General features: G+C 64.1%; 19 protein-coding genes and 1 pseudogene. 9 read left to right on the forward strand and 11 right to left on the reverse strand.

Annotated features, from left to right (window positions below; all coding sequences use genetic code 11):
• The first annotated feature begins 474 nt into the window (after positions 1–474).
• The 4 genes from I6F09_RS11420 to I6F09_RS11435 all read left to right on the forward strand — a co-directional run bounded on the left by I6F09_RS11420 (position 475) and on the right by I6F09_RS11435 (position 3868).
• Positions 475–711 (forward strand): hypothetical protein, encoded by a 237-nt coding sequence (locus I6F09_RS11420; protein ID WP_225112735.1) that lies wholly within the window; start codon positions 475–477, stop codon positions 709–711.
• A gap of 206 nt (positions 712–917) precedes the next feature.
• Positions 918–1649 carry a cytochrome c biogenesis protein CcdA gene (locus I6F09_RS11425; protein ID WP_036004503.1) on the forward strand — a complete coding sequence of 244 codons (732 nt, stop codon included), beginning with the start codon at positions 918–920 and terminating at the stop codon, positions 1647–1649.
• Positions 1650–1792: 143 nt separating this feature from the next.
• Positions 1793–2065 carry a hypothetical protein gene (locus I6F09_RS11430; RefSeq protein ID WP_036025895.1) on the forward strand — a complete coding sequence of 91 codons (273 nt, stop codon included), beginning with the start codon at positions 1793–1795 and terminating at the stop codon, positions 2063–2065.
• A 255-nt stretch (positions 2066–2320) separates the two neighbouring features.
• Entirely contained in the window at positions 2321–3868 is a 1548-nt protein-coding gene (locus tag I6F09_RS11435; RefSeq protein ID WP_225188077.1) for a heme peroxidase family protein, read from the forward strand.
• Positions 3869–3947: 79 nt separating this feature from the next.
• Here I6F09_RS11435 and I6F09_RS11440 read toward each other — a convergent pair whose 3' ends face one another.
• The 7 genes and pseudogenes from I6F09_RS11440 to I6F09_RS11470 form a co-directional block, all read right to left on the reverse strand.
• Positions 3948–5003, reverse strand: coding sequence for an ABC transporter substrate-binding protein (locus tag I6F09_RS11440; RefSeq protein WP_036004511.1), 1056 nt, complete (start codon positions 5001–5003; stop codon positions 3948–3950).
• Between the two features lie 4 nt (positions 5004–5007).
• Positions 5008–5340 (reverse strand): hypothetical protein, encoded by a 333-nt coding sequence (locus tag I6F09_RS11445; RefSeq protein ID WP_225188078.1) that lies wholly within the window; start codon positions 5338–5340, stop codon positions 5008–5010.
• Positions 5337–6095, reverse strand: a complete 759-nt coding sequence (locus tag I6F09_RS11450) for an ABC transporter ATP-binding protein (RefSeq protein WP_225188079.1) — start codon at positions 6093–6095, stop codon at positions 5337–5339. The genes I6F09_RS11445 and I6F09_RS11450 overlap by 4 nt, the downstream gene beginning before the upstream one ends.
• A complete protein-coding gene (locus tag I6F09_RS11455; protein ID WP_036004520.1) occupies positions 6092–6898 on the reverse strand; it encodes an ABC transporter permease in 807 nt (268 codons plus the stop codon). The genes I6F09_RS11450 and I6F09_RS11455 overlap by 4 nt, the downstream gene beginning before the upstream one ends.
• The gene (locus I6F09_RS11460) at positions 6895–7716 is read right to left on the reverse strand and encodes an ABC transporter permease (protein WP_225127429.1); all 822 of its coding nucleotides are present in this window, start codon (positions 7714–7716) and stop codon (positions 6895–6897) included. Before I6F09_RS11460 ends, I6F09_RS11455 begins: the two co-directional genes overlap by 4 nt.
• A gap of 154 nt (positions 7717–7870) precedes the next feature.
• Positions 7871–8692 carry a FadR/GntR family transcriptional regulator gene (locus I6F09_RS11465; protein ID WP_225188080.1) on the reverse strand — a complete coding sequence of 274 codons (822 nt, stop codon included), beginning with the start codon at positions 8690–8692 and terminating at the stop codon, positions 7871–7873.
• 230 nt (positions 8693–8922) lie between these two features.
• A pseudogene (locus tag I6F09_RS11470) lies at positions 8923–9169 on the reverse strand (hypothetical protein); the annotation flags it as partial.
• A gap of 272 nt (positions 9170–9441) precedes the next feature.
• On the opposite strand from I6F09_RS11470, the gene I6F09_RS11475 reads away from it, so the two are divergent.
• The 3 genes from I6F09_RS11475 to I6F09_RS11485 all read left to right on the forward strand — a co-directional run bounded on the left by I6F09_RS11475 (position 9442) and on the right by I6F09_RS11485 (position 12354).
• Entirely contained in the window at positions 9442–10440 is a 999-nt protein-coding gene (locus I6F09_RS11475) for a TRAP transporter substrate-binding protein (RefSeq protein WP_036004529.1), read from the forward strand.
• An 82-nt stretch (positions 10441–10522) separates the two neighbouring features.
• Entirely contained in the window at positions 10523–11038 is a 516-nt protein-coding gene (locus tag I6F09_RS11480) for a TRAP transporter small permease (protein WP_036025883.1), read from the forward strand.
• Complete coding sequence (locus tag I6F09_RS11485; protein ID WP_036025880.1) at positions 11035–12354, forward strand: TRAP transporter large permease; 1320 nt, start codon at positions 11035–11037, stop codon at positions 12352–12354. Before I6F09_RS11480 ends, I6F09_RS11485 begins: the two co-directional genes overlap by 4 nt.
• A gap of 50 nt (positions 12355–12404) precedes the next feature.
• Here the strand turns inward: I6F09_RS11485 and I6F09_RS11490 are convergent, their stop codons facing one another.
• Complete coding sequence (locus tag I6F09_RS11490) at positions 12405–13679, reverse strand: serine hydrolase domain-containing protein (protein ID WP_036004538.1); 1275 nt, start codon at positions 13677–13679, stop codon at positions 12405–12407.
• A 160-nt stretch (positions 13680–13839) separates the two neighbouring features.
• Between I6F09_RS11490 and I6F09_RS11495 the strand changes: the two genes are divergently transcribed.
• Positions 13840–14757 (forward strand): intradiol ring-cleavage dioxygenase, encoded by a 918-nt coding sequence (locus I6F09_RS11495; protein WP_225188081.1) that lies wholly within the window; start codon positions 13840–13842, stop codon positions 14755–14757.
• 16 nt (positions 14758–14773) lie between these two features.
• Here the strand turns inward: I6F09_RS11495 and I6F09_RS11500 are convergent, their stop codons facing one another.
• A complete protein-coding gene (locus I6F09_RS11500; protein WP_036025875.1) occupies positions 14774–15664 on the reverse strand; it encodes a LysR family transcriptional regulator in 891 nt (296 codons plus the stop codon).
• Positions 15665–15766: 102 nt separating this feature from the next.
• Between I6F09_RS11500 and I6F09_RS11505 the strand changes: the two genes are divergently transcribed.
• Positions 15767–16636 (forward strand): NmrA/HSCARG family protein, encoded by an 870-nt coding sequence (locus I6F09_RS11505; RefSeq protein ID WP_225171718.1) that lies wholly within the window; start codon positions 15767–15769, stop codon positions 16634–16636.
• 75 nt (positions 16637–16711) lie between these two features.
• On the opposite strand, the gene I6F09_RS11510 is transcribed toward I6F09_RS11505, so the two are convergent.
• Positions 16712–18448, reverse strand: a complete 1737-nt coding sequence (locus I6F09_RS11510; RefSeq protein ID WP_225127416.1) for a bifunctional protein-serine/threonine kinase/phosphatase — start codon at positions 18446–18448, stop codon at positions 16712–16714.
• 60 nt (positions 18449–18508) lie between these two features.
• A complete protein-coding gene (locus I6F09_RS11515) occupies positions 18509–19348 on the reverse strand; it encodes a formate/nitrite transporter family protein (RefSeq protein ID WP_036004575.1) in 840 nt (279 codons plus the stop codon).
• Between the last annotated feature and the right edge of the window lie 241 nt (positions 19349–19589).

Consider the following 19589-nt stretch of genomic DNA (forward strand, 5'->3'; position numbering starts at 1 on the left):
AACCACAACCACGACGGGTTGGGGAACGACGAGTTTTGAACGTCATCCTTACTACCTTAGGGCGGTATTTGGATGCTCCCATGGGCTGGGAATTCGGGCGAGGCTAATCGGCTCGAGTGAGGGGTATGACGTGAGTTCCGTTGCGAGCCGCGAGATGGCTGCGGGAGTGCCGGCGCTGACTGCAATGAACGGTCTTGCGCAGGAGTCGGTGCTCTTCGCCGTTGCTGGATCAATCGCACCGCGTCAGGCGTTCGCTCCCGGAGCATTGCGGCGGTCGCCAAAGGCGCCGCATGGCGATGCGAGCGGGAACCCGGTTCCACAGCAGAAACACACTGAAATCAGGTTCGAAGGCGCAGTCGCCTCGTGCTATCTATCGTCTTCCATGGGGGCCGAAGGGGGCGTGACAGATACGTCTCGCAGGCCGAATTAACGGAAAGAACGCCGGTGTCGCATTCAGACGAACAGTTGCAGTCGGTGCTGGAAACGCTCGAGGAGTGCCGCAGGGTTCTCAATGCCTGCAACAGCCGCGAGTCGGCCGAGATGCTGTCCATCGTCATCCTCGACGTCAGGATGAAACTGAAAGGAATCGACAGTGCCGATCTCAAGGCGCTGTGCGACGAAATGCTGCGGAGCGCTGCCAGCGAGCCGCCGCCCCCTTCCAAGCAGACGCAGGACCAGCCCCGGCGTCCGCTGCTCCGCGTGGTGAAGTAGCCGCGCCGCCCAATCTCGCTTTCCGGCGAGGTTTGTGCGCGTCCCGATGCCGCATCTGTGATCACGGAGGGCATCGGGCGGAGCCCTGGCTTTGTGCGCCTCTGTTGCGCATTCTCCGGCATGGGCTACACCAGAGCCGGTTCGGCTCCGGGCCGGGCGCGTTCCCTGCGCGCCCTGACGGGGCCTGAGATGGCTCCGATTGCATCATGCAAAATGTTTCGATTCCGGCCGCACTGATTGCGGGCCTCGTCAGCTTCCTCTCGCCTTGCGTCCTGCCTCTGGTTCCGCCCTATCTGGTCTACCTCACGGGCGCCACGATCGAGCATGTCGAGAGCGACGAGCCGGTCGCGGCCTCCAAGCGCGCGATCATGATGTCGGCGCTCCTGTTCGTGCTCGGTTTCTCCACCATCTTCGTGGCGCTCGGCGCCAGCGCTTCGCTGATCGGCGGGCTGATCCGTGCCTGGTCGGCGGAGCTGTCGATCCTCGCCGGCATCGTCATCATCATCATGGGCCTGCACTTCCTCGGCCTGACGCGGATCGGCTTTCTGATGCGGGAAGGACGCCTGCCGATCCCCAAACCGGTCGGCCTGTGGGGCGCCTATATCATGGGCCTCGCATTCGCGTTCGGCTGGACACCCTGCATCGGCCCGATCCTCGCCGCGATCCTCTCGGTCGCCGCGGCGGAAGCCACGGTGACGAGGGGCGCCGGCCTGCTCGCGGTCTATTCCGCGGGCCTCGGCATCCCATTCCTGATCGCCGCGCTGATGATCGAACAGTTCTCCGCGCTGTTCGCGCGCATGAAGGGCCACCTCGTCAACGTCGAGCGCGCCATGGGCGTCCTGATGGTGCTCACCGGCATCGGCTTTCTCACCGGCGCGGTCTCGAATGTGAGCATCTGGCTGCTGGAGACGTTTCCGGTGCTGCAGACGATCGGTTAGGGCGCGCGGGGACCGGGTTTTCACGGACGAAAAAGTAGAGGAACCGTTGAAATCGGTCAGGCATGCTGCCACGGAACGACGATTCCAAACCTTTCCGGTCCCGAGGCGTTTCATCGGGGGACAACTCGCATGCTGGAGATCACGTGACCAAGACACTGCGCTTAGAACCCCTGTCGGACAACGCGGCCTTGGTTGCCTGGCAATTTTTGGGGCAGCCGTTGCAGGAGTGGCCGAGCTGGGTTCAGTCGAATTGCTCGCTGCAGAAGGATGCCGACGGAAAATTCGAGCTTCGGCACGAGCGGCGCAGCGGCACCCAGATCGTCTATCTCGGCGAGTGGCTGGTGAGAGATCTCGATGGCGGCGTGGACTTCTACACGGACGCTGAGATCTGGTCGCGGTTCGCTGCCAAGCGCTGACGCGCTGAGAGATTCAGCCGACGCGTCGATCGCGCCTTAGTCTTTCCTGCTCGAGCTTCGGACGATCAAAAGCCTGTGTGGCTGGTGGGGCAAAAAGCCTCGCGGTAGGAGCCGCCCAGAGAATGCAATCTGTAGTAATATTTCATCGTACTACACCCTGAGGGGCAATTCTTCTGAACGTATACTGAAACGAGAATTTTGGAAGCGACATCTTCGGCGCCCCTCTCCCCTAAAGCATTTGAGCAGGAGCAAGCGATGGGAACCGACGTGAATGTTCATCCCGGTCACGGCAAGGCCGGACGTCAACCGACGCGACAATTTCTGGATACGCTTTCCGGACACGACGATCCGGGCATGTTTGGCCGGATGTTTCCGACCCTGGAGCCGCTGGCTGTCGACGACGGTCCGCTGCGCGAGCTCGCCGACGCGATGAAGGATCCCGCCCCCGGCGACGCCGCGGGAAACAACCTCAATGTCCCCGCGGGTTTCACCTATCTCGGCCAATTCGTCGATCACGACATTACGCTCGATCTGACCTCCTTCGGCGAGAAGGAAGCCGATCCGACGGCGGTCACGAATTTCCGCACGCCCGCACTCGATCTCGACAGCGTCTATGGTCTCGGCCCCGACGGCAGCCGTCATCTCTACGCGCGCAATTCGGCCAGCGACAGCGGCAAGACACCGGGCCCCAAGCTGCTGATCGGCAAGACCGTCAACGTCGATGACATCACCGGCGATCATCGCAACGACCTGCCGCGCAATCCCGAGGGGTTTGCCCTGATCGGCGATCACCGCAATGACGAGAACCTGGTCGTCGCGCAAACCCACCTTGCGATGCTGAAGTTTCACAACAAGGTCTGCGATCAGCTCGCGGCGTCCGGCAAGCCGGCGGGCGAGATCTTCGAGGAAGCGCGCCGGATCGTGACCTGGCACTACCAATGGATGGTCCTGCACGATTTCGTGGAGCGGATCACCGAGAAGGGGCTCGTCGCCAAGATCCTCGAGCAGGGGCGGCGCTTCTACCGCTTCAAGAAGATCCCCTACATGCCCGTCGAGTTTTCGGGCGCCGTCTATCGTCTCGGCCACAGCATGGTGCGCCAGGTCTATAGCCACAACCGGATCTTCACGCCCGGCCCGGGCGGGATTCCTGCAACTCTCGATTTGCTGTTCAGGTTCACGGGACTTTCGGGAGGAATCATCGGAGATCTCGCGCCCAATCCGATTCAGCCGCCGCTCCCGCTTCCGGTGCTTTCGAGCAACTGGATCATCGACTGGCGGCGCTACTTTCAGGTGCTGCCGAGCAACCCTGCGGGCGTGACGCTCAATCCCTCCCGCAAGATCGACCCGTTCATCGTGCCGCAACTCCATACCCTGCCTGGTGACGGCGGCAGCCTGCCGTTCCGCAACCTCAAGCGCGGCGTGTTGCTCGGATTGCCGTCCGGGCAGGACGTCGCCAAGGCCATGAAGATCAAGAATCCGCTGACGCCGGAGGAAATCTCGAAGGGGAGCGACGGCGCCGTGGCGAAGAAGCATGGCCTGCACCAGCACACCCCGCTCTGGTACTACATCCTCAAGGAGGCGGAGCAGCGGGGCAGCGGCGAAAGGCTCGGCCCGGTCGGCGCGACCCTGCTTGCCGAGGTCTTCGTCGGCCTCGTCCATGGCGACCACCAGTCGTATCTCTGGCTCAAGGGCAAGACCTGGAAGCCGACGCTGCCGTCGCAAGTGCCGGGCGAATTCACGATGGCCGACCTGCTGCGTTTCGTCGGGGATATCAGCCCGATCGACGGCATCTCGACCGTCTAGACCAGACGCCCTCCAGCGTTGCAGACGATGGGCCGGACCGGCGCGCATCGCGCGCCGGTCTGGACGTTTGCAACAATGCTCAGGGCTTGAACACGTAGCCCGGCGTGATCGCCGCCGTCTCCGGGATCGGCGGCAGGTCGGCGAACAGCTGAGGACGGTCTTTCATGACCTTGAGAATGTGCTTCGGCTCAATATGCGCATTGACGTCGAAGGTCGATTTGAGGATGCCGAGCCGGGTGAGCCGGTCCTGGGCGCTCCACAGCGCGCGGTAGTTGTTAGCCGACAGCCGGCGGTCCGCCTGCTGGATGTTGAACTGCATCGCGGCCTCCGCGACCTCCTGCTTCAGGCCTGGAATCCAGCGCGTCGCGACTTGTGCCGCCAGCTTCGGGTTCTTGCGCATCCATTGGTCGGCCTCGGAGACGGCGGCGAGGAATTTTTCGATGGTCTCGCCGTTGGCCTGCACCCATGGGCGCAGCGCGACGTTGAAGCCGATATAGGAGATCACGTCGCCGCCCCGGATGATCTCGACGGCGCCCGGCACGTCCTTGCCCGCGACGATCGGCCAGGGGTCCCAGCCCGAGAACGCGTCGATGCCCTTGGCGAGCAGGGCGACGGTCATGTCCGGGGGCGGGGTGTTGACCAATGTTACGTCGTCGGGTTTCAGTCCGGCCTTCTCCAGCGTCGCCAGGATATAGAGATGGTTGATCGTGCCGAACGACGCCGCGATCTTCTTGCCCTTCAACGTCGACAGGTCGCCCTTGACGATGCCCGAGCCTTCGCGCGCGATGATCGCCATCGTGGCATCGGAGCCGGCCTTGGTGGCGTTGCCGCTGTAATTGCCCAGCGCGACGAGGTCCATGCCGCGCAGCACCGCGCCGATCATGGGTACGCCGACCTGCACGATCTCGCTCTCGCCGGCCTGCAACGCGTTCAGCGCGTCGACGCCGGTGGCGTAGGGGCGTGCGATCGTGACGTCGAGCCCGTACTTCTCGAAGAAGCCGCGCTCGAGCGCGATGGGCAGGCCAATCTGGTCGATGCCAGTGACCATGCCGGCCTTGAGTTTCGTCAGGGTTTGGGCGCTTGCCGGCACCATGCCGGCGAGAAGCGCCAATCCAAGCAGCAAGAGTCGTTTCATAGTCTCAGCCTCCCTCTTTTATCGGCCCCACCGCCGTCACCCAATAGGGCCGGGCCACGGCATTGAGGTCCGTTCTTTTGACACCGCGCAGCTCGATCGAATGCTCGTCCGTTCCCGAGACGCGTCCGTATTGCTGGAAGGCGAGCACGTGGAAGCGCTCCGGCGTGAACGGCAGCTCGATCTGCACGTTCACCTTGTCCGATGTGCCCGCGAGCTGCGGCGAGATCTTTCCAGGCGCTGCCACCGTCAGCCAGAGCTGAAACAATGCCCATGCGGCCACCGCGCCGAGCACGACACGGCTCTTGGGCGAGCGAAGAACGTCTGAGGCGATGCTCATGCCGCGCGCACCATCTGCAGCACGCGCGCCGAAAGCTGCTTGAACTGATCATCCCTGACGAGATCGTCCCAGACGCGGGGACGCGGAAGGTCGATCGCGACCTGATCGAGCACGCGTCCCTTCGACAGCACGACGACGCGGTTGGCGAGAAACACCGCTTCCGACACGTCATGGGTGATGAAGATCACCGTCGGCTTGCGCTCCTGCCAGATGCGCGTCAGCTCCTCCTGGAGCGTCATGCGCGTCTGCGCGTCGACGCTGGCAAACGGCTCGTCCATCAAGAGGACGTCAGGGTTGTTGGCGAGTGCGCGCACCACGCCGACGCGCTGCTGCATGCCCCCGGAAAGCTCGTTGGGATAGCGGTGCGCCGCATGCGAGAGCCCGGCAAGCGCGAGATATTCATGCGCGATGCGGTCGCGCTCGGCCTTCGGCACGCCGCGCATCTTCGGCCCGAAGCCGACATTGTCGAGCACGGTCTTCCAGGGAAACAGCGCGAACGACTGGAACACGACGCCCCGCTCGGGGCCGGGCCCGTGCACCGGCTTGCCGTCGAGCAGGATGTCCCCCTTCGAATAGGGAATGAAGCCGGCGATCATGTTCAGGATCGTCGTCTTGCCGCAGCCGGAGGGGCCGACCACCGAGATGAACTCGCCGGGCTCGACCTCGAGTGAGACGTCGTGGACGGCGGTGACATGCGCGCCTGCATAAGGGTCGAAATAGGTCTTGCCGAGATTGCGCAGCGAGAGCGTCTTCATGATGTCACTAATCCCCAACGCTGGCCGGTCGCACGCTCGAGCGGGGCGAGAATCCAGGCGTCCACGATGTACCAGAGCAGTCCGAGAATGATCATGCCGAGGATGATCTCGACGGTCGACCCGGCGCGGCGCGCATCGAACATCATGAAGCCGATGCCCGACGTGCCGACGATCATCTCGACCGCGATCAGCGCGCGCCAGCCGTAGCCGAGTCCGTTGCGCAGGCCGGTGATGATGTTGGGCAAGGCGCCCGGCAGCGTCACCTCCCAGAGCACGCGCGCCCGCGAAGCCCCGAGGCTCAAGGCGGCGCGTGACAGATCGCGCGGTACCGATTCGACGCCGAGCACGGTGTTGAGCACGACGGGGAACAGCACGGTGTAGACGATGACGAAGGTCATCGTCGTCAGACCGAAGCCGAACCAGATCAGAAGGATCGGCAGCCAGGCGATGTCGCCGATGGCCTGGAAGAACAGCAGCACCGGCCAGCAGATGCGATGCGCCCAGCGGCTGGTGCCGATCAGGATGCCCAAGGGTATGCCGAGCGCCATGCCGACCGCGGCGCCGGTCGCGAGCCGGATCAGGCTGTCCTGGAGATAGTCCGGCAGGATGCCCTTGTAGGTCAGCGTGAAGAATGCGCGGATGACGTCGGCCGGGCCGGGGAAGAACGCGCGTGGAAACAGCCCGGCCTCGCTGACCGCGGTCCACAGCGCCAGCACCGGGATGAAGGGAATGATCGCGGCGATGCCCGGCCAGCGCCGGGTCAGGCGGGCATAGCCGGCCCAGATTTGCAGCAGGACGTTCATGCGCGCCTCACCATGCCCCAGCGCTCGATGGTCGCGCGTTCCAGCGGGACCAGCAGCAAACGGTCGATCAGAAGCCAGAGCACGCCGATCACGATCATGCCGAACACGATCACCTCGGTGCGGTAGAAATCGCGCGCGACGAACAGCATGTAGCCGAGCCCGACATTGGTCGCGATCATCTCCGCGGCGATCAGGCCGCGCCAGGCAAAGCCCAGGCCGGTGCGAATGCCGGTGACGATATTGGGCAGCGCGCCCGGCAGCAGTACTTCGGTCAGCAGCGCCCAGCGGCCGGCGCCGAGCGAGGCGGCAGCGTTGCGCAGCGTGTGCGGGATGGTCCTGACGCCGAGAAGCGTGTTGTAGGCGACGACGAAGAATACGGCGTTGAAGATCACGAAGACGATCGCGCCGAAACCGTAACCGAACCACAGCGTCGCGATCGGGATCCAGGCAATGCCGGCGAGCACCGAGAAGAACCGGAACAGCGGCGTGAGAAAGGCCGCGACCGTCGGGCTGACGCCCATGGCGATACCGAGCGGCACCGCGGTGGCGATGCCGATCAGTGTCCCCAGGCCGACGCGCAAGAGGCTGGCGCCGACATGGGCGAACAACGTGCCGTCCCGGATCGAGTCAAGCGCGGCGGTGCCGACCGCGCCGACCGAGGGAAACACGCGCGGATTGACGTTGAACAGCGGGATCACGGCGGCCCAGACCGCGACCAGCGCAAGCAGCGGCGCGACGAACATTGCAGCGCCGGCCAGCGAGTTGACGCTGCGCATCAGCCGCGACGATCGGCCTTTCAGACTGCCCGTCAGCTGCATTCGACCTCCCTGACGCTCAGCTATGCCTGTACCGGCATTTCCCACTGATCATTGCTGGTATCGTAGCCGCGTCTCGCGCAATCGCATATCTGTATCGGTTGCGACCCTCCTCGCGATCCGCGCGGAGCGGGGATCCGGGCCGAGCCCCCTCATGTCACGGTGCATGGCGCTTTCTCTTGCGGTTGAGGCTCGGCTTCCTGACGGCGCGCAGGGTCGATCCATCCGCCTTGCGAGCCGCCGCGGCGATAATGGTCTTTCGGTTCGACAGCTTCGATCGGGTGTAGCCCAGCAGCCGTTCCATCGCGGCGCGCGCCTTCTCCGGGTTGCCGCTCTCGATGGCCCGCGCCGCCGTGACGTGGTTCGGCAGATTGTCCTTGAACCAGCCGCCGGGGCCGCCGACGGCAACGGTGAAGACGGTGCCCAGAATGGTATCGATCGCGCCGCGAAAGCCCTGGAGGACCGGATTGTGGGTCGCGTCCAGGATGGCGAGATGGAAAGCCTTGTCGGCAGCGAGGGCGCTGGCCTGGTCCTTTGCAGTCTGCATCGCCGCCAGGGCCGTGTCGATCCGCCAGCGGTCGTTCTTTGTTGCACGCTCGGCCGCAAGCGCTGCGGCAGCGGGCTCGATGATCGAGCGCACCTCCTGGATTGCCAGCAGAAGGTCCCGATCCGGCTCGTCCTGACCGACCAGCCAGCTTAGCACGTCGCGGTCGAGCAGGCTCCATTCGTGGCGCGGCAGCACGTGCGTGCCGTGGCGCGGCCGCACGCTGACCAGACCTTTGGCGGCGAGCGTCTTGATGGCTTCGCGCACCACGCCGCGCCCGACTCCGAAGCGGGCTTCGAGCTCAGGTTCCGGCGGCAGGGCTGTCCCGACCGGAATGAGATCCTGCGCGATCTCCCGGCCGAGCGTCGTCAGCACGGCGCGAATGCGGCCGGGCTTGATCGGCTTGTCGACGGGGCTCGGGCGCGCTCTTGCCACTCGTACGTTTCTCCCGTCCGGCCTGTCGCGGCTGGTTCGTTTGTATTTGGCTGCCACGCCCCGGCAGCTGCAATCATCGGATGTTTAACATCGGATGAATGGATGAGGGCAAGCGCAATTGTCGCAGCACACCCCGTGTTGCGTTGCGATATGCGCGTGGACCGCGGATCAAAGCGTCTCCTCCAGCGTGCAGGTCACAGTGCAGACGACGCCGCGCGGCAGGGGCAAGCCCCCGTGATCCGCTGCACCTCGGCATCGAGCACCATGCGCATGCTACGCACCGCTCCAGCAAACGGCGCGCAGCCTCGCTGCGATCCTGATGGTAGTTGTAGCAGGCAAGGCCCACCGCGAAAACGATCAGCGGTAGCGTCGTTCCGGCGACAAGGAGGCGAGCCGAACGGGCAAGGTAAGCTTTGGCGAACGCAGGCGTCCCGGTTCCAGCGCGGCAGCACCGGACAATGATTTTGAAGAGACCATAGGCGCAGGAATTGTGCTGCGCCACGAATTTTCGCTGTCCGTCCAGCGCGCTCCTGATCGCCGGAGACCTCGCGCCTCCGCCGCATACCGAAGCGGCGAGTTGCAGTGCAGCAGGCGCTTACGTGCAGTCCTGCGACGAAGGGGTAGCTCCAGCCCACGCGAAATGACTTCCGTCCCGCCGAGGTTTTTCATACGCTTGCCTCTCGCAAGCCGCATAACGGCTGCGCTCACGGCCCGGCGACAGGGCCGGAGCATCAAAGGGAGGGGAGACGATGAAGCGAAGGTCATTTCTCGCTGGGATCGGTGCAACCACTGCGGCAGCTGCCATCGGCATGCCGTCGATCCTGAGGGCGCAAGCCCCGATCACACTGAACGGTGCCGTGCAGTTCAATGACGACCATGCCTTCAATCGGGCCCTGCTGCGGTTCGAGGAGCTGGTGAAGAAATATTACGGCAAGCCCGTCAACTTCACCCTGCACAGGAACTCCTCGCTCGGCCTCGAGAAGCAGTATTTCGAGTACATGTCGCAAGGCAAGGCAGTCGATTACGGCATCGTCTCGCCGGCTCACATGTCGACCTTCGCCAAGGCCGCCCCGTTCATCGATGCGCCCTTCGTGTTCAAGGGCATCGAGCACATGAACAAGGTGGTCGAAGCCAATATCCTGGCGCCAGTCGCCGACGAGGTCGCGGCCAAGGCGGACGTGGTTCTGATCGGTTATGCCGGCGGCGGCATCCGCAACATCTTCGCCAACAAGCCGCTCAAGAACCTCGCCGACCTCAAGGGCCTCAAGGTGCGCGTGCAGGGCGCGCCGATCTGGTCGAAGACCTTTGCGGCCGTTGGCATGAGCCCCACGGTGATCGCCTATAACGAAGTCTACAACGCGATCCAGAACGGGGTGATATCAGCCGGCGAGAACGAAGCGGCCGGCGTCGAGGCGATGAAGTTCTATGAAGTGGCGCCGCATCTCAACCTGACCCAGCACGCCGTGTCGATCCGGCCGATCTGCTTTTCCGTCAAGACGCTGAAGACCCTGCCGAAGGATCTGCAGGACGCGATCATGAAAGCGGGCAAGGAGGCCGGCGATTACGGCCGCCAGCTCGAGTCGAGCGAGGAGGTCGTCAAGCTCGACACGCTGGAGAAGGCCGGCAAGCTCAAGCGCGTTCCGTTCGAGGAGCGGGACGCCATGAAGAAGCTCGCCGACCCCGTGATGGCCACCTACGCCAAGGAGATCGGCGCGGAGGGCATTTTCGAGAAGATCAACGTCGTCTGAGGCCGCCCTGTCCGCCGACAGCATTCCGGGCAGGCCCCGCTTCCTGCCCGGACATGGCGGATGAGCGCCGTACGGAGCTCCAATGTCCGAAATGCACGTCCCGTCCACACCGTCGCTGTGGCGTCGCGTCACCGCGGCCTATGCGAAATTGTTGGAATTCCTGCTTGCCGCCTGCGTCGGCATCCTGGTCATCCCCGTCACATTGCAGATCGTCTCGCGCTACACGCCGTTCATTCCCTCCTACATCTGGACCGAGGAGATGGCGCGATTCCTGTTCATCTGGACGATCATGATCGGCGCCATGGTCGGCATCCGCGAGGCTCAGCATTTCGAGGTCGACGTGTGGCCCGATTTGTCGCGGCGGTCGGAGGCCGCAGTGCGGATCATCGCGCGGATCGGCGTGCTGGCACTGGCCCTCGTGTTCGTGTCGGCCGGCATCGAATTCACACGCTTCGCCTGGAACAGGACGTCGGAGCTGGCCGATCTGCCGCTCTGGCTGATCCACGTTGCCTGGCCGGTGGCCGGCGTGACCTGGATCGTGTTTGCGGGCGAACAGATACTCGATGAACTGCGCGTTCTGGTCGGGGCACAGCAATGAACGGCACTGTACTTTCTGCCGGACAGGCCGCCATGGTGCTGTTCGGGGTCTTCGTCGGCCTGCTGATCGTGCGCGTGCCGGTCGCCTTCGCGCTGGGCCTTGCCTGCGTGCCGATCCTTCTGATCGAGCCGCGCCTGTCGCTGATGACGCTCGCGCAGGAGACTTTCAACGCGTACAACTCGTTCATCCTGCTCGCGGTGCCGTTCTTTCTGTTGACGGCGAACCTGATGAGTATCGGCGGTATCACGGATCGCCTGGTGGCGCTGTCGCGCTCGATGGTCGGGCACTGGCCGGGGTCGCTGGCGCAGATCAACGTCGTGCTGTCGGTGTTCTTTGCCGGCATCTCCGGCTCCTCCACTGCGGATGCGGCGAGCCAATCGAAGATCTTCATCGATGCGCAGACCAAGGAGGGCTACGATCTCTCGTTTTCCATTGCCATCACGGCGGCCTCCGCGGTTCTTGCGGTCGTCATTCCGCCCTCGATCCTGATGATCGTGTGGGGCGGTCTGATCTCGACCTCGATAGCGGCGATGTATCTGGCCGGTATCGTGCCCGGGCTGCTGATCGCGGGCGCGCAGATGGCGACGGTGCACGTCTATGCGGTGCGCCGCGGCTACCCGACCTATCCGAAGTCGACCTGGGTCGACATGCGATGCGCCATCTGGCGGTCGATACCCGCGTTAATAACGCCGTTCATCATCGTCGGCGGCATTCTGCTCGGCTGGTTCACCGCGACCGAGTCCGCCTGCGTTGCCGTGCTCTATTCCGTCGTGCTCTCGGCGTTCTTCTACCGCGAGACGGGAATCCGTGAATTGTACAGAGCCTTGCTCGACACTGGGCGCCTCGCCGGCGTGGCGCTGTTCTGCGTCGGCACCGCCAGTGCGTTCGGCTGGCTGCTGGCCTATTACAAGATCCCGCAAGAACTGCTGGCGAACGTTTCGACATGGGGCATGGGTCCCGTCGCGGCCGGCTTCTTCATCGCCTTCTGCTTTCTGGTGGTGGGCTGCTTTCTCGACGCCATCCCCGCGATCATCATCGTCGGCACCGTGCTGGAGCCGCTCGCCAGGTCCGTCGATCTGCATCCGGTCCAGTTCGCGATCATCTCCATCGTCTCGCTGGCCTTCGGATTGGTGACGCCGCCCTACGGCCTCTGTCTGATGATCGCCTGTTCGATCGCGGGCGTGCGGCTGCGCTATGCCCTGAAGGACACGGTCATCATGCTGATCCCGATGCTACTCGTGCTGGCGGCGGTGATCATTTGGCCCAGCGTGTCGCTGTTCCTGCCGCGCCTGATCGTGCCGGAAATGCTCAAGTGAGGGGCGATGGCGTGATCCCGCGGCCGGCGTCGCGGGGTCGTCGCGGTGGACTACAGATTGCTTTCGGTGATCGCGGCGTAGACCATGCTGCGCAGCTCGCGGCGGATCGGATAGGCGCTCGACGGCAGCACTTGCGTCATGAAGATCGCGATCAGGTCCTCGGCCGGATCGATCCAGAACGAGGTCGTGGCGGCGCCGCCCCAATTGTATTCGCCGGGGCTGCCGGCGATCAATGTCTCGGCCGGGCGCATGGTCACGGCGAAGCCGAGACCGAAGCCGATGCCGTTATAGGTCGCTTCCGAGAACAGCGAGCGCGAGACGTCCGGCAGCGCACGGCCGCCCGGAATGTGGTTGGTCGTCATCAGCGCCAGCGTCTTCGGCCCGATCAGCCTGACGCCGCCGAGCTCGCCGCCATTGAGCAGCGCACGGCAGAAGGTCAGATAGTCGGCAACGGTCGAGCACAGCCCGCCGCCGCCGGAGATGAACGAGGGCGGCGACAGGAACGAGCTCGTTGCCGGGTCGTCCTGGAGCGTCAGCCCCTCGCGGCGCTGGCCCGCATGGAAGGTCATGCCGCCGCCGGGATCGGCGGAATAGCAGGCGGCGAAGCGATGCGCCTTCGAAGCCGGGACGTGGAAGTCGGTGTCGGTCATGCCAAGTGGATCGAGGATGCGCTGTTTCAGGAACTGCTCGAACGGCATGCCGGAGATCTTGCCAATGAGATAGCCGATCACGTCGGTCGCAACGGAGTAATTCCAGGACTCGCCCGGCGAAAACTCCAGCGGGATCTTGGCCAGGCCCTCGACCATGGTCTGGAGTGTGCCTGATTTTTCGACCTCGCCGATCTTTTCACTGCGGTAGGCGGCATCGACGTTGGAGCGTTGCTGGAAGCCATAGGTTAGGCCGGAGGTGTGGCGCAAGAGGTCGACGATCAGCATCGGCCGGGACGGCGGCCGGGTCAGGAACGCCGGGTAGGTGCCGGCGACGAACACGCCGAGGTCCTTCCACTCCGGAATGTATTTGGCGACGGGCTCGTCGATGGCGACGAGGCCTTCCTCGACCAGCATCATGAAGGCGACGCTGGTGAGCGGCTTGGTCATGGAATAGATGCGATAGATCGTATCGTCCTTCACCGGCACCTTGCGCTCGACATCGGCAAAGCCCTGCACCGAGCTGTGCGCGACCTTGCCGCGGCGGTAGACCAGGAGATGCGTGCCCGGGAAACGCCCGGCATCGATGTACCGGCGCTTGAGATGCGCATCGACGCGGTCGAGCGCGGCCTTGGACATGCCGACGGATTCGGGCGAAGCGGGGGTGGGGGCGAGCATCAGTTCCTCCGGGGCGTTTTGTCGGAAAGTTGATACCGAAATGACGGCCGCATTCCAAGCCGGTTGCGCTTAACGAGGCCGGGCCGGCTGGTGTAGACTCGGGCTCGGAACGCAAGGAGCCCGCCGGGGCCAACGAGAAGAACGCGAGGGCAAACGCACCATGACTCAGTTCACCGAGACCGAACTCACCGAAGCCGTCGTCAGGAGCTTCGACCACACGCCCGACACGCGCGCGAAATTTCTGCTGCAGGAATTGGTGAGGTCGCTGCACGATTACGTGAGCAAGACCGGTCTCACCTTCGCGGAATGGGAATATGCCATCGATTTCCTGACCCGGACCGGGCAGAAATGCACCGACACCCGCCAGGAATTCATCCTCTTGTCCGACGTGCTCGGCGTCTCCATGTTGGTCGACGCCGTCAATCACAGGGATCGCGACGGTGCCACGGAGACCACAGTGCTCGGCCCGTTCTATGTCGGCGAGCACAAGGTGACTGCGCACGGCACCGACATCTCGCCGAACAACCAGACCGGCGAGCGGATGTTCGTGCAGAGCCGCGTCACCGACCTCGAGGGCAAGCCGCTCGCCGGCGTTCCCGTCGACGTCTGGCACGCCGATGACGACGGCTTCTACGATTCCCAGAAGCCGAACTACGATGAGGTCGGCGCCTCGGCGCGGGCGCGCTTCATCACCGATGACGATGGCCGCTTCTTCTTCCGCACCATCCTGCCGTGCAGCTACCCGATCCCGACCGACGGCCCGGTCGGCGAGATGATCGTGCAGACGGGCCGACACCCGATGCGCCCGGCGCATGTGCACTTCCTGGTCAATGCCAAGGGCTACGAGCCGCTGATCACGCACGTCTTCATGGACGGTGACAAATATCTCGACTCCGACGTGGTGTTCGGCGTGAAGGACGACCTCGTCGCCAAGGTCGAGCCGCGCAACGACCTTGAGATGCCCGACGGCACCAGGGCGAACGGGCGGTGGCATTTGATGACTTACGAATTCCACCTCAAGCCGGGCGGCGGCATGGCGCCGAAGCCGCTCGGGATGAAGGCGACCGAGCCGGCGTGAGGATGCGAAATCTCAGTCATCCCCCGATATAGGCTGCCAACTCGTCGGGCGTACCCTTTGGAAAGGCGTCTTTCAGATGATCGAGGAAAGCGGAGACGCGCGCACTGAGCAATCGCCGCGAGGGATAGAGCGTCCATAGGGCGATGTCGGCTCCCTCGACGTCGCCCCAGCGAACGAGCGTGCCGGCGGCAAGATCGTGGCTGACGAGCGACAGCGGCAGCCTCGCGGCGCCGATACCGGCTCTCACGGCATCGCGAACCATCATCAGGGATGACAGTCGAAGCACGGGATCGATCGCGATGCGCGATGGGCCGCTTGGCCGTCTGATGTCCCAAACCGCAGCTTTGTCATCGCCGCGCACGATGGCCGGAACGGCGAGGTTTCCTCTCGGGTGCTTCAGAGCGGGGCTGGCGACGACCAGCATTCGGTCGCGCAAGAAGATGCGGCCGACCAGGCTTTCATCCGGATCGGGATTGACCCGGATCACGAGATCAAAGCCTTCCTCGATCATGTCGACATAGCGGTCATCGGTCGTAACTTCCAGCCGGACTTGCGGATGCCGAAGGGCGAAGCCGGCCGCGAGACGGCCCATCGCGGTTTGCGAGAAGAGCAGGGGTGCGCTGATCCGCAGCCTGCCCTTTGGCTTGTCTCCGCCCGAGGCGATCGCGGCCGCGGTCTCGTCGAGCTCGGTGAGGAGTGCGCCCGTCCGTTCATAGAGCGCGCGCCCTTCCTGGGTGAGCTTGAGCGTGCGCCCGCCGCGCTCAAACAGACGCAGATCAAGACTGCTCTCCAGTTCGGACACACGTCGAGACAAGGTCGCTTTCGGACGTCCTGCTGCCCGCGCGGCCTTTCCGAACCCTCCGTGACGGGCGACGAGATTGAAATCGGCAAGCGCAAGCAAATCCATCTGTTCCACCAGTGAGACGGTCTGTCCAAATGTAGCGTCTATCGGCTCGCATGTGGATCATTAGTTTCCGGGTGTCTTCCAAAACCCAACCGGAGTGATCCCATGACCATCCTCGTTACCGGCGCCACCGGCACCATCGGCCGCAACGTCGTCGAGCAACTCGTCAAGCACGGCGCCGATTTGCGCGCACTCGTCCGAAATCCCGAGAAGGCCAACCTTCCGGCAGGTGTCGCCGTCGCCCAAGGCGACTTGCTGGACGTCGATTCCGTGCGCGCTGCGTTTTCGGGCGTCTCGACACTGTTCCTGCTCAACGCCGTGGTGCCCGACGAATTCACTCAGGCGCTGACTGCGCTCAACCTTGCCCGCGAAGCCGGCATCGAGCGGTTCGTCTATCTTTCGGTCATTCACAGCGACCTCTACGTGAATGTGCCGCACTTCGCCGGCAAGTTCGGGGTCGAGCGCATGATCGAGCAGATGGGCTTCAAGGCGACCATCCTGCGGCCCGCCTATTTCATGAACAACGAGCTCATGATCAAGGATGCCGTGACCGGATATGGCGTCTACCCGATGCCGATCGGCAGCAAGGGGCTTGCGATGATCGACGCGCGCGACATCGGCGAGATCGCTGCGATCGAACTGATCCGCCGCGAGACATCCGCAGCGCCGCTTCCGCTCGAACGCATCAATCTTGTTGGCCCTGAGACACTCACTGGCGCGAAGGCCGCCGCGATCTGGTCGGAGGTGCTCGGCCGCGCGATCGCCTACGGCGGAGACGACACCGCGGGGTTCGAGAAGAACCTCAGGCAGTTCATGCCGCCCTGGATGGCTTTCGACATGCGGGTGATGGGCGAGCGTTTCCTCACCGAGGGAATGATCCCTGAGCCCGGCGACGTCGAGCGTCTGACCGGCATGCTGGGCCGTCCCTTGCGCTCCTATCGCGACTTCGTCGCCGAGATCGCGGCCCCCGTTTGAGGCTTGCCAGAGCAGAAGCGCAGGCGGGCTGGCTGCGCCGCTCGCTATTAATCATGTGGCGAGCGGCAATCTCGATCAGCGCGCATGCAGCAAGGCCAGCAGCACGACGACGGCGCAGGCGAGCGCCGCCGTTGTCAGCTTCCAGAACATCAGCGGGCTGCGCTCCAGGAGCGGTGTGATGCGCGTGTCGAGATAGGCCGGGTTGGGCGTGCGAAGCTCGAAGATGAATTCCGAGAGATCCTCGTGCCGCTTGTAGGGATCGGGATGGAGCGCGCGCCGGAGCGCGCCGTCGACCCAGGCGGGAACGTTGCGGTCATCGTCGGCGGCGCGATATTTAAGCTTTCGCACATCCGCCTTGCGCCGGATTTTGGCGATTTGGGTGCCGTAGGGCAGCTTTCCCGTCAGCATCTGGTAGCAGATCACGGCCAGAGAAAACATGTCGGAGCGCGGCGAGCCGCCTTGCCCCAGGAAATATTCCGGCGCCGTGTACTGGACGGTGCCCAGGATTTCGTCGGCCTCCCCTGGCGGCGCCGCCTCGGCCACGCCGGCGACCCTGACCGATCCGAAGTCGATGATCTTGGCGGTGCCGGTCTTGTCGATCAGGATGTTGTCGGGCCTGAGGTCTTGATGCAGCATCTCCATGCGATGGAAGGCGCGCAGGCCTGCGGCGATCTGCTCGATGAGGCCGCGCACGGTTTCGAGATCGGGCCGCGGATTGTCGGTCATCCACTGCTTCAAGGTCTGCCCCTCGACGAACTCGGTCGCGACGTAGAGATAGCCGCGTCGCCGCGACTGCGACAGCGGCTTGAGCACATGCGGGCTGTCGATCCGGCGTGCGATCCATTCTTCCATCAAGAAGCGCTTGAGATAGGCGGCGTTGTCGCGTAGGTCGACCGACGGCAGCTTGAGCGCGACCGGTTGCTCGGTCTCGGTGTCGACGGCGAGGTAGATATGGCTGCGGCTGCTGCCGTGGATCTCGCGGACGATCCGGTAGCCGTCGAAGATCGCCCGCGGCTCCGGCAGCGTCGGCAGCGGCAATTCCGAGCTCTGATTGAAGATGCCGGCCGGATCGCGCTGCGGCACCGCATCGATCCGCAGGATCTGCACGGTGATGTTGTCGTCGCTGCCGCGCCGATAGGCTTCCTCCACGATCGCCTTCGCCGCCCCGTCCAGCTCGGCTGCGTGCTCGTCGATTGCACTCGTGACGAAACGCGCATCGACGAACTCGTACGCACCGTCGGTTGCCAGCAGGAAGGTGTCGCCGGCCTCGATTTCGATCGCCTGATAGTCGATCTCGAGCTGCGGATTGATGCCGAGCGCGCGGCCGAGATAGGTCTGCTCGGACGAGACGATGATGCGGTGATCGTCGGTCAGTTGCTCCAGCGCCTTGCCGGCGACGCGATAGACGCGGCAATCGCCGACATGGAAGATGTGCGCGGTGGTTGCCTTGATGACCATGGCGCTGAGCGTGCAGACATAGCCCTTGTCGCGGTCATAGGCATATTGGCTCTTGCGCGTCTGCGCATGCAGCCAGGAATTGGTCGCCTCCAGCACGCGGCGGGCGGAGGTCTTCACCGTCCACGACTCCGACGTGCAGTAATAGTCCATCAGGAAGCTCTTGACCGCCGACTCGCTGGCGATCTGGCTTACCGTGCTCGAGGAAATTCCGTCCGCGAGAACGGCCGCGATGCCCTTCAGGCTGAGCAGCGGCTCTTCCGGAATCAGGACGCCGTGAAAGTCCTGGTTGATGGGCTTGCGACCCTTGTCGGAATGCTGGCCGACCGAAATCTGGAGTCCGCGGGGCATCGTCATCACCGGGAGAGGGGAGCCTCACCGTGCTTGGGCGAGGCTCCCCTGTCGAGACCTATTCGATCAGGCCGCGACGCGGGGCTTCGCGGGCTTCTCCGCCTGGCGCTTCGGCAGGGTCATGACATGGGTGGCATAGAGGGTCATGCCGGTGAAGGCGAGGCCGCCGACGAGGTTGCCGAGCACGGTCGGGATCTCGTTCCAGATCAGATAATCCATGATCGAGAACTTCGCGCCGAGCAGCAGGCCCGACGGGAACAGGAACATGTTCACGACGGAATGCTCGAACACCATGTAGAAGAACACCAGGATCGGCATCCACATCGCGATGACCTTGCCGGGGACGGAAGTCGAGATCATGGCGCCGACGACGCCGGTCGAGACCATCCAGTTGCAGAGCATGCCGCGCAGGAACAGCGTCGCCATGCCGGCCGCACCGTGCGCGGCATAGCCAAGGGTTCGGCCCTCGCCAATATTGCCGATGGCGGCGCCGACCTTGTCGGGCGCCTGCGTGAAGCCGAAGGTCGTGACGAAGGCCATCATGAAGGCGACGGTGAAGGCGCCGGCGAAATTGCCGACGAAGACGAGACCCCAATTGCGCAGCACGCCGTTGAGCGTAACGCCCGGGCGCTTGTCGATCAGCGCGAGCGGCGAGAGCACGAACACGCCGGTCAGGAGGTCGAAGCCCAGGAGATAGAGCATGACGAAGCCGACCGGGAACAGGAGCGCGCCGACCAGCGGTTGGCCGGTGTTCACGGTGATCGTGACGGCAAACCAGGCTGCGAGGGCCAGGATCGCGCCGGCCATGTAGGCGCGGATAATGGTATCCCGGGTGGACATGAAGATCTTGGACTCGCCCGCATCCACCATCTTGGTGACGAATTCCGAAGGCGCGAGATACGACATCAATGGTTCCTTTGCTTCGTAAGTGAGATCGACACGCCCCCGACGAGGGCGCGGCTGAACGTCATCGGCCGTGCGGGCAGCCTGCCGCGCACGAGGGCTATGGAAAGTTTGGAAGCCTTGGGAATCGCGTCACGAGGACTCTGAAGCCGGAGACCGCGAAGCAGGTGAGCTTCCGGGATGCAGCCGCCAGAGGCTGCATCAATGCGGCCAAGCCGCAGTCGTCGTTGACGCAACCTTAGAA

Source organism: Bradyrhizobium sp. IC3195, assembly GCF_020193585.1.
GTDB classification, from domain to species: domain Bacteria; phylum Pseudomonadota; class Alphaproteobacteria; order Rhizobiales; family Xanthobacteraceae; genus Bradyrhizobium; species Bradyrhizobium yuanmingense.